Source organism: Sinomonas sp. R1AF57 (assembly GCF_002224485.1).
GTDB classification, from domain to species: domain Bacteria; phylum Actinomycetota; class Actinomycetes; order Actinomycetales; family Micrococcaceae; genus Sinomonas; species Sinomonas flava.
The window spans coordinates 2,717,223-2,730,889 of sequence record NZ_CP022463.1 but is presented as its reverse complement, the minus strand read 5'-3'; the positions used below and the strand labels follow the sequence as shown (position 1 = coordinate 2,730,889).

General features: G+C 71.4%; 12 protein-coding genes. 9 read left to right on the top strand and 3 right to left on the bottom strand.

The features are described 5' to 3' along the window. Positions 1 to 28 precede the first annotated feature (28 nt). Positions 29 to 1,411, bottom strand: coding sequence for an isochorismate synthase MenF (locus CGQ25_RS12560; RefSeq protein WP_208710193.1), 1,383 nt, complete (start codon positions 1,409 to 1,411; stop codon positions 29 to 31). A gap of 43 nt (positions 1,412 to 1,454) precedes the next feature. Here CGQ25_RS12560 and CGQ25_RS12555 point away from each other — a divergent pair, with 43 nt between their 5' ends. From CGQ25_RS12555 to CGQ25_RS12545, 3 genes are read left to right on the top strand one after another with little or no spacing between them, the layout of a single operon-like run. Further along, complete coding sequence (locus CGQ25_RS12555; protein ID WP_369802220.1) at positions 1,455 to 2,222, top strand: demethylmenaquinone methyltransferase; 768 nt, start codon at positions 1,455 to 1,457, stop codon at positions 2,220 to 2,222. 10 nt (positions 2,223 to 2,232) lie between these two features. Continuing rightward, the gene (locus tag CGQ25_RS12550; protein WP_208710190.1) at positions 2,233 to 3,564 is read left to right on the top strand and encodes a geranylgeranyl reductase family protein; all 1,332 of its coding nucleotides are present in this window, start codon (positions 2,233 to 2,235) and stop codon (positions 3,562 to 3,564) included. A gap of 10 nt (positions 3,565 to 3,574) precedes the next feature. Further along, positions 3,575 to 4,678 (top strand): polyprenyl synthetase family protein, encoded by a 1,104-nt coding sequence (locus CGQ25_RS12545; RefSeq protein WP_208710188.1) that lies wholly within the window; start codon positions 3,575 to 3,577, stop codon positions 4,676 to 4,678. A gap of 57 nt (positions 4,679 to 4,735) precedes the next feature. On the opposite strand, the gene CGQ25_RS12540 is transcribed toward CGQ25_RS12545, so the two are convergent. After that, the gene (locus CGQ25_RS12540; protein ID WP_208710186.1) at positions 4,736 to 5,338 is read right to left on the bottom strand and encodes a hypothetical protein; all 603 of its coding nucleotides are present in this window, start codon (positions 5,336 to 5,338) and stop codon (positions 4,736 to 4,738) included. Between the two features lie 657 nt (positions 5,339 to 5,995). Next, positions 5,996 to 6,427, bottom strand: coding sequence for an SMI1/KNR4 family protein (locus CGQ25_RS12535; protein ID WP_208710184.1), 432 nt, complete (start codon positions 6,425 to 6,427; stop codon positions 5,996 to 5,998). Positions 6,428 to 6,498: 71 nt separating this feature from the next. Here CGQ25_RS12535 and CGQ25_RS12530 point away from each other — a divergent pair, with 71 nt between their 5' ends. The 6 genes from CGQ25_RS12530 to CGQ25_RS12505 all read left to right on the top strand — a co-directional run bounded on the left by CGQ25_RS12530 (position 6,499) and on the right by CGQ25_RS12505 (position 13,472). Next, entirely contained in the window at positions 6,499 to 7,221 is a 723-nt protein-coding gene (locus CGQ25_RS12530; RefSeq protein ID WP_208710182.1) for a sirohydrochlorin chelatase, read from the top strand. Then, positions 7,218 to 8,426, top strand: coding sequence for an MFS transporter (locus CGQ25_RS12525; protein ID WP_255405297.1), 1,209 nt, complete (start codon positions 7,218 to 7,220; stop codon positions 8,424 to 8,426). Before CGQ25_RS12530 ends, CGQ25_RS12525 begins: the two co-directional genes overlap by 4 nt. Before the next feature lie 111 nt (positions 8,427 to 8,537). Then, entirely contained in the window at positions 8,538 to 10,295 is a 1,758-nt protein-coding gene (locus tag CGQ25_RS12520) for a nitrite/sulfite reductase (RefSeq protein WP_208710180.1), read from the top strand. Between the two features lie 137 nt (positions 10,296 to 10,432). Then, the gene (locus tag CGQ25_RS12515; protein ID WP_255405787.1) at positions 10,433 to 11,104 is read left to right on the top strand and encodes a phosphoadenylyl-sulfate reductase; all 672 of its coding nucleotides are present in this window, start codon (positions 10,433 to 10,435) and stop codon (positions 11,102 to 11,104) included. Beyond that, positions 11,101 to 12,066: a sulfate adenylyltransferase subunit CysD gene (gene cysD, locus CGQ25_RS12510; RefSeq protein ID WP_208710178.1), complete on the top strand. Its 966-nt coding sequence runs from the start codon at positions 11,101 to 11,103 to the stop codon at positions 12,064 to 12,066. Before CGQ25_RS12515 ends, cysD begins: the two co-directional genes overlap by 4 nt. After that, positions 12,066 to 13,472 (top strand): sulfate adenylyltransferase subunit 1, encoded by a 1,407-nt coding sequence (locus tag CGQ25_RS12505; protein ID WP_208710176.1) that lies wholly within the window; start codon positions 12,066 to 12,068, stop codon positions 13,470 to 13,472. The genes cysD and CGQ25_RS12505 overlap by 1 nt, the downstream gene beginning before the upstream one ends. Positions 13,473 to 13,667: the final 195 nt, after the last annotated feature.

The window sequence follows — 13,667 nt, the reverse complement described above, 5'->3', positions numbered from 1 at the left end:
GTCTCTGCCGTGCGCTTGCGGGTCCCGGTCAGCGCTCGACGCCGAGCGCCTCGAGCATCGGGCGGAACTTGGCCCACGTCTCGGCGAGCTCGGTCTCCGGCACGGACGCCTCGACGATCCCGCAGCCCGCGTACAGGCGGATCGTCGTCGGGGACTCGATGACGCCCCCGCGCAGCGCGATGCCCCACTCGCCGTTCCCGGCGGCGTCGAGCCACCCGACCGGCCCGGCGTACGGCCCCCGGTCCATCGACTCGAGCTCGCGGATGATCGCGCCGGCGGTCTGGGTCGGCGTCCCGCACACCGCCGCGGTGGGGTGCAGGGCGTTGATGAGGGCGAGCGAGGTGGGTACGTGCCCCTCGACCTCGGCGAGCTCCGCCTTCACATCGCTCGCGAGGTGGAAGACGTTCGGCAGCTCGAGGATGAACGGCTCGTCGTGGGCGTTCATGGCCTCCGAGAACGGCTCGAGCGCCACGGTGAGGGACTGGATGGCGATGTCGTGCTCGTGCCGCTGCTTCGCCGAGCCCGCGAGCACCCGGGCGGGGTAGTCCTCGCTCTTCCCGAAGGCGTCACGGCGGTCGAGGGTCCCGGCGAGCACGCGCGCCTGCGCGGTGCGCCCCTCCACCTGGATGAGCATCTCGGGCGTGGCGCCCACCAGCCCGTCGACGCCGTAGACCCACGTGTCCCAGTAGGCGGACGACAGCCGCCGCAGCACCCCGCCGCGGTCGATCCCCGAGCCGTCCTCCACGACGATGTCCCGCGCGAGCACGAGCTTCTCCAGCTCGCCCGCCGCGATCCGCTCGACTCCCGAGGAGACCGCGTGCATCCACCGCTGCTCCCCGAGCGAACCGGGTCCGAGGCGCACGGGCCTGCGCGCGGCCCGGCCCCCCGCCTGCCCGTTGCCGCCCGCGAGGTCCGCGCGCGCCGTCGTGCGTCCGGCCGCCTCGGTGCCGCGCGTGCGGTCGGCGAGGGCGCGCACGACGGCGCCGCGCACCTCGTCCTCGGAGGGGCGCCTGCCGTCGGCGGCCGCGAGGGTGGCCCAGGCGCGGCCGTCCCGGATGCCGACGACGAGCTCGGGCACGATCAGCCGCGAGAGGAAGTGGGAGGTCTTGGAGAAGGCGAAGCTGCCGAAGGCGACCAGACCGGTGCCAGGGTGCTGGATCGGGTCCTCGATGTCCGCCTCGATCACGAGGTGCTTCCACCAGGCCTCGGCCTCGATGAAGCGCTCTGGCCCGGTGACGGTGAAGCGGGCCACCTCCCCGAAGCCGACCTGCCCCTCGCCGCGGCGGATCCAGCACTGGGTGCCTGCCCCTCCCAGGAGTGCCGCCAGATCGTCGGGGACGTCGCCCTGGCCGGTGGTGCCCGGGCCGGTGGGGCCCAGATCAACCGTGAGGGCGCGCAGAGGGTGGCTCATGATGGATCAAGACTACGCGGTAATCTTTGGCAGAATGGTGCGGGTGAGCAGCGCAGGCAGCAGGGCATCCCTCGACAAGCGACCCGACGAGGTCGCCTCCATGTTCGACGAGGTGGCACCGCGCTACGACGTCGTCAACGACCTCCTCTCCCTCGGCCAGACCCGCCGGTGGCGCAAGGTCGTGGTGGACGCCGTCGCGGCCAAGCCGGGCCAGCGCGTCCTCGACCTCGCGGCCGGGACCGGCACCTCCGCGGAGCCCTACGCGGACGCCGGGATCGACGTCGTGGCCTGCGACTTCTCGCTCGGGATGCTCAAGGTCGGCAAGCGGCGCCGCCCCGACATCGACTTCATCGCCGGCGACGCCACGAACCTGCCGTTCGCCGACAACTCCTTCGATGCCGTCACGATCAGCTTCGGCCTGCGCAACGTCAACGAGCCGCACAAGGCGCTGGCCGAGATGCTGCGGGTGACGAAGCCGGGCGGCCGGCTCGTCATCGCCGAGTTCTCCTCGCCGGTCAACCCGATCTGGCGGACCATGTACCTCGAGTACCTCATGCGCGCACTGCCGGAGATCGCGCGCCGCGCCTCCTCGAACCCGGACGCGTACGTGTACCTCGCCGAGTCGATCCGGGCGTGGCCGGACCAGGACAACCTCGCCGCGTGGCTCGCGATGGACGGGTGGGAGAACATCGCCTACCGAAACCTGACGGGCGGGATCGTGGCCGTCCACCGCGCCTACAAGCCCGTTTCGCCGGCATCCTCCACCGGTCCGCTCGCGAAGGTGCGCCGCACCCGCCGCGCGTCGCGCTGAGCTGAGCCCCATGGAGGTCCTCGTCATCGGGGCCGGCCCTGCCGGCTCGACCGCTGCCCATTACCTCGCGCGCTCCGGCGTGCCCGTCACGGTCCTCGAGAAGACCCGCTTCCCGCGGGAGAAGGTCTGCGGCGACGGGCTCACGCCCCGCGCAGTGCGCGAGATGCAGCTCCTCGGCCTGCCGCATGCCGCCGAGGACGGCTGGCGCCGCAACCGCGGCCTGCGCCTCATCGCCGGCGGCCGCACGCTCGAGCTCCCGTGGCCCGCGCTCGGGGACTTCCCCGACTACGGGCTCATCCGCACCCGCCTCGGCTTCGACGAGGCCCTGGCCGAGCACGCCCGCGCCGCGGGCGCCCAGATCCTCGAGGGGCACTCGGTCACCGAGGTCATCACGGACGACGGCGGCCGCGTCATGGGTGCCCGCGCCCAGCTTCTCGACGGGGACGGGAAGAAGACGGGGGAGACGCGCGAGTTCCGCGCCGACGTCGTCCTCGCCGCCGACGGCAACTCGACCCGCGCCGCCGTGTCCCGCGGCCTGGCGAAGCGCGACGACCGGCCCCTCGGTGTCGCCTACCGCACGTACTTCACGAGCCCGCGCCACGAGGACGACTGGATGGAGGGCTGGCTCGAGCTCCCGGGCGCCGACGGCAAGCCGCTCCCCGGGTACGGGTGGGTGTTCGGCGTGGGCGACGGGACCTGCAATGTGGGCCTCGGGATCCTGAACTCCTCCAAGGAGTTCGGCAGGCTCGACTACCGGCAGGTGCTGCGCGAGTGGACTGCCGGGATGCCGGGGGAGTGGGGCTTCGACGAGGCGAACCAGGTGGGTCCGATCCGCGGCGCCGCGCTGCCGATGGGCTTCAACCGCACCCCCCATGTGGTCCCCGGCATGGCGCTCCTGGGCGACGCCGGCGGAATGGTGAGCCCGTTCAACGGCGAGGGCATCTCCTACGCGATGGAGTCGGGGCGCTTCGCGGCGCAGTACCTCGTCGACGCGGCAGCAGCCCAGCGCGCGGCGGGCCGGGCGCGGGCGGACGCGGCCGACGTCGACCGTCGCCTCGCCGCGTACGCAGACCGGGTGCGCCGCGAGTGGGGCAGCCACTTCACGCTCGGCCGCATGTTCGCCGCGCTGATCGGGCACCCCGCCGTGATGCGCGCGGCGCTCGCGACCGGGATGCCGGTACCGCCGCTCATGCGGTTCGTGGTCCGTCTGCTGGCCAACCTCACGGACCGTCCCGGCGGGACCCTGCCCGACGCCGCGATCCGGGTCCTCGAATCGCTCGTCCCCGCCACGTCCAACACCGTCCCTCCCCGCGATGCGTCCGCGCGGCGCCACGAAAGCTAGGCTTGAGACCGTGACTGAATCTGCAGACAGCCGCTGGACGCACGCGGGGCACGGCCGCCCCGAGTCCGCCGAGCCGCCCCCCACCACCACGGCGATCGCCGTCGGCATGCAGCTGCCTGCCGGCTTTGCCGCGATTGCCGAGGACGATGTCCTGGGGCCTGCGATCACCACGAGCATGGCGCGCGTCGAGAAGGTCCTCCGCGAGGCCATCTCCAACTCCGACCCGCTGGCCGACGCGACCAGCAGGCACCTCATGGAGGCCGGGGGCAAGCGCATCCGCCCGCTGCTGACGATCCTCGCCTCCCACCTCGGCGACCCGGAGCGGGCCGAGGTGCTGCAGGCCGCCGCAGTCGTCGAGCTCACGCACCTCGCGACCCTCTACCACGATGACGTCATGGACTCCGCGCCCTACCGCCGTGGGGCGCCTACCGCGCACGAGGTATGGGGCAACACCGTCGCGATCCTCGCCGGCGACCTCATCTTCGCGCGCGCCTCGATCCTCGTCTCCGACCTCGGCGGCCGCGCGCTCGCCATCCAGGCGCGCACGTTCGAGCGGCTGTGCCTCGGACAGCTCCACGAGACGGTCGGGCCCCGCGAGGGCGAGGACCCCGTGGCGCACTACATCTCCGTCCTGGCCGACAAGACCGGTTCGCTCATCGCCGCCTCGGGGCAGTTCGGCGTGATCTTCTCGGGTGCGCCCGCCGAGTTCGAGTCCGTCCTGGTGGAGTACGGCGAGAAGGTCGGCGTCGCGTTCCAGCTCGCCGACGACGTCATCGACGTCACCGGTGGGCGTGCCTCCTCGGGCAAGATCGCCGGGACCGACCTCCGCGAAGGGGTGCCGACGCTACCCGTGCTGCTGCTGCGTCAGGCCGCGGCCGACGGCGATGCCTCCGCCGCGCGCGTCGTCGCCCTCGTCGACGGTGACCTCACGGACGACGATGCCCTGGCCGAGGCCGTCGAGGCACTGGCCGCGCACCCCGCCACGGAGCAGGCGTGGGCCGTGGCGCGGGACTGGGCCGACGCCGCGAAGGCCGCCCTGGAGCCGCTGCCGGCAGGCGTCGTGAAGGACTCGCTGGCGGCCTTCGCCGATGCCGTGGTGGAACGCCAGGCCTGACCCTGCGGTTGAGGGGTCATGTCCCTGTGTTGAGGGGTCATGTCCCTGCCGGGGGCTCTAGTCGGCCCGAGTGGCGAAGATGGCGCGGAGCTCGGCACGGACGCAGGCGAAGTCATCTCTGGCATCTTCCGCGGTGACGACGATGACGGACCATCCCGCGGCGCGGAATGCCGCATCGCGACGGACGTCGCGTCGGCGCTGGTCGTCGGCGAGGTGATGGCCGCCGTCGTACTGGATCGCGACCTTGATCCCCGGGTATCCCATGTCGGCGCTGGGCGAGAAACGGTCAGAGGGCTTCAGGACGATCTGCAGCTCAGGCTCGGGGAAACCGTGGGCGAGGAGGCAGAGCCGTAAGAGGGTCTCGGGGACAGAGTCGGCGCCGACGCGCATGTCTTCCAAGGCTGCCCGGCACTTCGCGACACCTTTCATCTTCGGGTGGCCGCGGAGCATCTCGGCGAGGGCACTCCTGGTGGTGTAGGGCTCCGAGCGGCCCTCGAAGTCAGGCCGCGGCTGGCGGATGAGCTGGTCTCCGAAGGCCACGAGTGACACGGGCCCGAGCTCATTCGCCAGCTCGAGCCAGGTCCTCGCTGGCGAGCTGGCCAGGACGCCGGGCCCGTGCTCGAGGACCTCTCCGGCAAGTGCTCGGACACGGTGCCCCACGACACCCTCCCGCCTGACCCTCGGCAGATGGGCGGGTTTGCTGAGGTGGAGCATCGAGTGGTCGTCGAGATGGTGGGGCAGCCATAGTCCGTACAGTGAAGCGGCTGTGCGGTGTGACGCCCACGCCCCCGGAGTCAGTTCCAGATGCGTTCTGACCCGGTCAACGAGGGCCGTTTCGGCGCCTTCGGGCATGTACAGTCCCCGGCTGGCATGTCTCACGTCGTGTCGGAGCAGGTCGAAGTAGTCCAGGCCGTGACGCCGTGCGTCGACTGAGGTGAATGGTTTGCTGAGCAGAAGCTCGAGGGCAGTGGGCGTGGTCATGGCCGCATCGTGGCACCGATTCCCAGTTCCTGCTCTGAGTTATCCACAGGCTCGCTGCTAGCCCCCGGCATCCCGGGGAAGTCCCTCTTGTCCTCCACAGCGCTTCGTCCAGGGACATGACCCCTCAACGCGGGGATATGACCCCTCAACGGGACCCCTTAAACGGGTGGCCCCGGGACTCGGCTTCTGCCGATTCCCGGGGCCGTTTTCCGTTCGCACCCGGATTCACTGGAGGCTAGTAGTGAACCCATGAACAAGCATATGACAGATCTGTAAAAAGTCCAGTGATAGACGTAAATCAGTTTTCAGAACGGTTACTGGACGGTAGCCGGCCCGTCAGTCGGCCTGCTCGTCGTCCTCGCTGAAGACCCACTCGAACATGTCGAAGGTGAACTCGGAGAAGGTGCCGTCCTCCGACACCCACTCGCCGCGGGCGTTGTTCTTGCGGTAGACGATCGGGTCTGGGACGCGCAGGTCCCCGGCGCGGAAGCCCCAGGTGAACTGCTCCTCCTCGTCCTCGAGGAACATGAGGAACCCCTCCTCGTCGATCTCGAGCTCCTCGGGGTCCCAGAAGTAGTGGTACGCCTCCATGAGCTCGGAGCCGCCGAGCGCGAGGTAGAACTCGCGCAGGACCAGCGGGATCGTGAACGCATGCTCTTCGAGCGCCGCATCGAGCTCGTCCTCCGAGAGGCCGTCTGCCGGCTGCCAGGGATCCTCGAGGTACTTGGGGACAAGCGCACGGAACTTCTCCAGGAACATCTCGTTCATGCTGCTCATCCTAGTCGCGCCCCCGGCGCACGTTTCGGCGGCGTAAACAGCCCCGGGAGTAGGCTCCCCCCATGACCCAAGACATCCTCGTGGCGTGCGCCCACGGCACCAGCAGTGCGGAGGGGCGGGCGGCCATCCTCGCGGCCGTCGACCAGATCCGCGCGGCACGCCCGGAGCTGTCTGTGCTCGACGCCTACGTGGATGTGCACGGCCCCGAGCTTCCCGAGGTGGTGGCGGGCCTCCCCGAGGGGGCGCGCGCCGTCGTCGTGCCCCTCCTGCTCAGCGTCGGGTACCACGTGCGCGTCGACATCGCGAAGGCCGCCGCCTCCCGGCCCGGCACCCTGAGCGCGGGCCCGCTGGGCCCCGACGAGCGGCTCGCCGGCCTCCTCGCCCAGCGCCTCGGCGAGGCGGGGCTGGGAGCGGACGACGCCGTCGTGCTCGCCGCCGCCGGGTCGAGCAACCCCGAGGCGGCGGCGGACGTCGAGCGCCTCGCCGACATGCTCCGGCACCGCATCCCGAACCGCATCCTGCCGGGCTACGGGGCCAGCGCCTCCCCGACCGTCCCCGAGGCCGTCGCCGAGCTGCGCGCCGAGGAGGCCACCACCGCCGCGGACGGCACGGCGGGCGACGGCGTGCGCGTCGTCATCGCGTCCTACCTCCTTGCGCCGGGCTACTTCCACGACCAGCTCGCCAAGGCCGGGGCGGACGCCGTCACGGCGCCGCTGCTGCCCTCGGAGGTCATCGCGCAGATCGCCCTCGACCGCTACGACGCGGCCATCGCGGAGGCGAGGTGACGCAGCAGACCAAGGGGCCGTCCGCGGCCCTCCTGTTCGTCCTCGTCTGCGCCATGGGGGTCGGCCCGCTGCTCAACTACGGCATGAGCGCGCTCAGCCCGCTCATCATCGCCGACCTCGGCATCACCCAGTCGCAGTTCGGCCTCCTGGCGGGGGCCGTCTTCGCGTCGGCGGCCGTGAGCAGCTTCTCCCTCGGCCGGCTCAGCGACCGCGCGACGACCCGCACGCAGCTGGTCCTGATCTTCGGCGGCACCGTGCTCGCGCTCGTGATCGCGGCGCTCGCCCACAGCTTCTGGGTGCTGCTCGTCGCGGTCATCCTCGCCGGCCCGTCGCAGGCGATCTCCAATCCGACCACAAACCGGGTCATCGTCGCCTCGGTCCCGCAGGCGAAGCGGCCCGGCTGGATCGGCATCAAGCAGTCCGGGGTGCAGGCGAGCCAGCTGTTCGCCGGCCTGTTCTTCCCGGCGGTCGCCCTGTGGCTGGGCTGGCAGTGGTCGTTCGGCCTCACCGCCGTGATCGCGGCGGCCCTCCTCGCGTACGGGCTCGCCACAGTGCCGGGGGACTCCGCCGCAGCGCGCACGACGGCGGCGCGCGCCCACGGCGGCCGACTCCCGTTCCCGGTCTGGCTCTTCGCCGGGTTCGCCTTCTTCGCGGGCATGGGCATGCAGGCCACCAATGTCTACCTGCCGCTCTTCGCCGTGCGCGAGCTGGACTTCCCCCTCGTCCTCGCGGGGGCCGCGGCCGGCGTCTCCGGGATCGTGGGCGTCTCCTCCCGCATCGTCTGGGGGCGGCGGATGGCCCTCGGAGCACGGCCGTCGGTGCTGCTCCTCACTCTCGCGGCGGGGGCCATCGTGGGTGTGCTCTGCCTGCTCGCGGCCGGTGCGTGGGACGTGCCGGCGCTCCTGTGGGTCGGTGTGGCCCTGCACGGGGCGACCGTGCTGGGGGCGAACGTCATCATGAACGCGGCCGTGCTCGTCGTCGTGCCCCGCGAGCGTATCGGCGCGGCGTCGGGCGTCCTCGCGGCCGGGATGTACACGGGCTTCGCGCTCGGCCCGCTCATGATGGGCGTGCTCGCCGACGCGACGGGAACGTTCGACGCCGGGTGGCTCGCCGTGGGCGCCGGGTACGCGGTGTGCGCGGGGCTGGCCGTGTGGCTCATGCGCTACGGTGCGACCCACCCGTGGACCTCGTTCAGCGGGAAGTGAGTCAAGCCTTTCCCGCGATGTTGCGCGCGAGTGCGACGAAATGTGTCCTCTCGTGACCGCGCGTTGCAGTGGCCTAGGGACGCGCCGAGGAGGCTCCGTACCCTCGAAGGCATGACTGAGACTGCTGCACCCGCACGCACCGCCGGCACCGAGCGCCCCGCTCGCGCCGAGACGGCACGGCCTGCGCGTCCCCGCGCCGCCAAGCCGAACGGGCAGTGGAAGGTGGACGGCACCGCTCCGCTGAACTCCAACGAGGTGTGGAAGCAGGAGGACGGCGGCCTCAGCGTCCGCGAGCGGATCGAGTCGACCTACGCAGCGGGCGGGTTCGACTCGATCGACCCGACGGACCTCCACGGCCGCTTCCGCTGGTGGGGCCTCTACACCCAGCGCAAGCCCGGGATCGACGGCGGGAAGACCGCCACGCTCGAGCCGCACGAGCTCGAGGACCGCTACTTCATGATGCGCGTCCGGATCGACGGCGGCGCGCTCACCACCGAGCAGCTGCGCGTCATCGGCGGGATCTCCCGCGACTTCGCCCGCGGCACCGCGGACATCACCGACCGGCAGAACATCCAGCTGCACTGGGTCGAGATCGAGAACGTCCCGGAGATCTGGCGCCGCCTCGAGTCGGTGGGCCTGCGCACCACCGAGGCGTGCGGCGACGTCCCCCGCGTCATCCTGGGCTCCCCGGTCGCGGGGATCGCCGCCGACGAGATCCTCGACCCGACCCCGCAGATCCGCGAGATCGCGGACCGCTACATCGGCGACGACTCCTTCGCGAACCTCCCGCGCAAGTACAAGACCGCCATCACCGGCCACCCGTCCCAGGACGTGGTCCACGAGATCAACGACTTCGCCCTCATCGGCGTCGTGCACCCGGAGCTCGGCCCCGGCTACGACCTGTGGGTCGGCGGCGGGCTCTCGACGTCGGCGCACCTCGCCGTCCGCCTCGGCGCGTTCGTCGAGCCTTCGCGGGCTGCCGAGGTGTGGGTCGGCGTGACGAGCATCTTCCGCGACTACGGCTACCGGCGCCTGCGCAACCGCGCCCGCCTCAAGTACCTCGTGGCGGACTGGGGCGCCGAGAAGTTCCGCGAGGTCCTCGAGACCGAGTACCTCTCCGCGCCGCTTCCGGACGGCCCCGCCGCCGAGACGCCCACGACGCCGGGGGACCACGTGGGCGTGCACCGCCAGAAGGACGGGCGCTTCTACATCGGCGCGACGCCGACCGTGGGTCGTGTCTCCGGCGATGTGCTCGTCAAGCTCGCCGACCTCATCGAGGCCCACGGCTCCGCCCGGCTGCGCACCACTCCCCACCAGAAGATCGTGGTGCTCGACGTCGATCAGGACCGCGTGGACTCGCTCGTCGCCGGCCTCGAGGAGCTCGGGCTGTATGCGAACCCGAGCCCGTGGCGCCGCTCGACCATCGCGTGCACCGGCATCGAGTTCTGCAAGCTCGCGATCGTGGACACGAAGGACACCGCGACCGAGGCGATCGCCGAGCTCGAGAAGCGCTTCGCCGGCGACGCCGGTGCGAACCAGCTCCTGCGGCCCCTGACACTGCACGTCAACGGCTGCCCGAACTCCTGCGCCCGCATCCAGACGGCGGACATCGGCCTCAAGGGCCAGCTCCTCCCCGACGGCAACGGCGGGCAGACCCCGGGCTTCCAGGTCCACCTCGGCGGCGGCCTCGCCTCCGACACCCGCGAGGAGGCCGGTACCGGCCGCACCGTGCGAGGCCTCAAGGTCACGGCCGAGGACCTGCCGGACTACGTCGAGCGCGTCACCCGCCGGTTCCTTGCGGACCGCGCCGACGAGAACCAGACGTTCGCCGAGTGGGCCCTCGCGGCCGAGGAAGAGGCACTCCAGTGAGCACCGAGCAGGTTCCGACTCCGGTGGTTGAGCGGCGTTCGTCGAGCGAAGCGAAGCGAAGTCGAGACGCAGAAGCGGAGCCGAAACCCCGGGTTTCGGCTGCGCTCAACCGCCGCTCGGCCGAGGAGCTCAAGGCCCTGGCCGAGGCCGGCGCCGCCGCGCTCGGCTGGGACGCGTCCGCCGAGGAGGTGATCGGCTGGGTGGCGAGGAACTTCGCGGTGGAGGCGACCGCCGTCGCCTGTTCGATGGCCGACGCCGTGCTGCCCGCCCTCGTCGCGGACCAGCTCCCGGGCGTCGACGTCCTCTTCCTCGACACCGGCTACCACTTCCCGGAGACGTACCAGACCCGCAACGAGGTGGCCGAGAACCTGCGCGTCACCATCGTCGACGTGACGCCGAAGCAGACCGTCGCCGAACAGGACGCCGCTGAGGGCAAAAACCTCTTCGCCCGCGACCCCGGCCGCTGCTGCGCCCTGCGCAAGGTCGAGCCGCTGCACCGCTCGCTCGCAGGCTACGAGCTGTGGTTCACGGGCGTGCGCCGCGACGAGGCCCCCACGCGCACGAACACGTCGCTCGTGACGTGGGACGAGAAGAACGGCCTCGTCAAGGTCAACCCCGTCGCCCCGTGGTCCTTCGAAGCGCTCGTGCAGTACTCCGAGGACAACCTCCTGCCCGTCAATCCCCTCCTTGCCCAGGGCTACCCCTCCATCGGCTGCGCGCCCTGTACCCGCGCCGTCGCCCCCGGAGAAGACCCCCGAGCCGGCCGCTGGTCCGGCTCCGACAAGACAGAATGCGGACTCCACGTATGAGCATCACGACAGAAACGCTGGTCGAGCCGGCCCGAAGCCAGAATGGGGTTTCGGCCCCGCTCAACCCCCGGGCGCTGCCCCTCCTCGACGCCCTCGAGGCCGAGTCGATCCACATCATCCGCGAGGTCGTCGCCGAGTTCGAGCGCCCCGCGATGCTGTTCTCCGGCGGCAAGGACTCCGTCGTGATGCTGCACCTCGCGGCGAAGGCGTTCTGGCCAGGGAAGATCCCGTTCCCTGTCCTGCACGTGGACACGGGCCACAACTTCCCCGAGGTCCTGGACTTCCGCGACCGCACCGTGGCCCGGCTCGGGCTCAAGCTCGTGGTCGGCTCCGTGCAGGAGTTCATCGACCGCGGCGAGCTCGCCGAGCGCGCCGACGGCACGCGCAACCCGCTCCAGACCGTCCCGCTCCTGGACGCCATTGAGCGCAACCGGTTCGACGCCGTGTTCGGAGGCGGCCGCCGCGACGAGGACAAGGCCCGCGCCAAGGAGCGCATCCTGTCCCTACGCGACGAGTTCGGCCAGTGGGACCCGCGCAACCAGCGCCCCGAGCTGTGGAACCTGTACAACGGCCGCCACACCGTGGGCCAGCACGTGCGTGCGTTCCCCATCAGCAACTGGACCGAGCTGGACATCTGGCGCTACATCGAGCGCGAGAACATCGAGCTGCCCTCGATCTACTACGCCCACGACCGGGACGTCTTCGTCCGGGACGGGATGTGGCGCGCCGTCGGCGAGGTGAGCCAGCCGCGCGAGGGGGAGGACGTCGTCGTGCGCACCGTGCGGTACCGCACGGTGGGCGACATGTCCTGCACCGGCGCCGTGCTCTCGGACGCCTACACCGTGGCCGACGTCGTGCGCGAGGTCGCCGCGTCGACCCTCACCGAGCGCGGGGCCACCCGCGCGGACGACCGCATCTCCGAGGCGGCGATGGAAGACCGCAAGAAGGACGGGTACTTCTGATGAACACGCCGATTCCGCCGGCTGAGCTCGCCGAAACCAAGGCTGCCGAGACCACCCTGACCGAGGGCACCCTCTTCCGCTTCGCGACCGCCGGGAGCGTCGACGACGGCAAGTCCACTCTGGTCGGAAGGCTCCTGCACGACTCCAAGGCGATCCTCGCCGACCAGCTCGACGCCGTCGCGCGGACTTCCGAGGCGCGCGGCTTCGGCGGGGAGAAGGCCGAAGGAACTCGCCGTCTGGACCTCGCGCTGCTGACTGACGGCCTGCGCGCCGAGCGCGAGCAGGGCATCACGATCGACGTCGCCTACCGCTACTTCGCGACCGACCGCCGCACCTTCATCCTCGCGGACTGCCCCGGCCACGTGCAGTACACGAAGAACACGGTCACCGGCGCTTCCACCGCCGACGCCGTCGTGCTGCTCATCGACGCGCGCAAGGGCGTCCTCGAGCAGACCCGGCGGCACCTCTCCGTCGCGGCGCTCCTGCGGGTGCCGCACGTCGTGGTCGCGGTGAACAAGATCGACCTCGTCGACTTCTCCGAGTCCGTCTACACCGAGATCGCGGCCGACGTCGCGCGGCTGGCTTCCGAGCTCGGCCTCCGCGAGGCCGTGGCGGTGCCGGTGTCCGCGCTCGACGGCGACAACGTCGTGGACCGCTCCGACCGCACCCCGTGGTACTCGGGGCCGACGCTCATCGAGCTGCTCGAGTCGCTGCCGAGCACGGACGAGCTCGACGACGAGCATGAGGCGTTCCGCTTCCCCGTCCAGACGGTGATCCGGCCGCAGGGCGCGCTCGCGCCGGGCCTGGACGAGGAGGCGTTCCGCGACTACCGCGCGTACGCAGGCCAGGTGACCGAGGGCGTCGTGCGCGTGGGCGACCGCGTCGCCGTGGTGACCCCGGGCCAGGCCGCCCGCGAGACCACGGTGGTGGGGATCGACGTCGCCGGTCAGACGCTGACTGAGGCCGCCGCGCCGCAGTCCGTCGCGCTGCGCCTCGCCGACGAGTTCGACGTCTCCCGCGGCGACACGATCGCCGCCGCCGGGACGCTCCCCGAGAGCACGGCGGACCTGTACGGGTCGCTCGCGTGGCTGTCCTCGAAGCCGCTGCGCGAGGGCGCGAAGGTGCTCGTGAAGCACGGGACCTCGACCGTCCGCGGGCTCGTGCGGGCCGTCAGCGGCAAGCTGGACCTCGACACGTTCGCGGTCGCGCCAGCCTCCGAGCTCGCGCTCAACGACATCGGCGAGGTCCAGATCCGTCTGGCCGCCCCGCTGCCGCTCGAGCCGTACGCGACCCATCGCCGCACCGGGGCGTTCCTCGTGGTCGACCCGCAGGACGGCAACACCCTTGCCGCCGGCATGGTCCGGCAGCACCCCGGGGACACCGAGGACGAGCGGTACTGGATCTAGGGTTTCGGCTCCGCTCAACCGCCGCTGGTTGAGCGGAGCGAAGCGGAGTGGGAACCACACCACGGCTCAACCGCCGCTGGTTGAGCGAAGCGGAGTCGAAACCACACCACGACTCAACCGCGCCGCTGGTTGAGCGGAGCGAAGCGGAGTCGAAACCACACCACGACTCAACCGCGCCGCTGGTTGAGCGGAGCG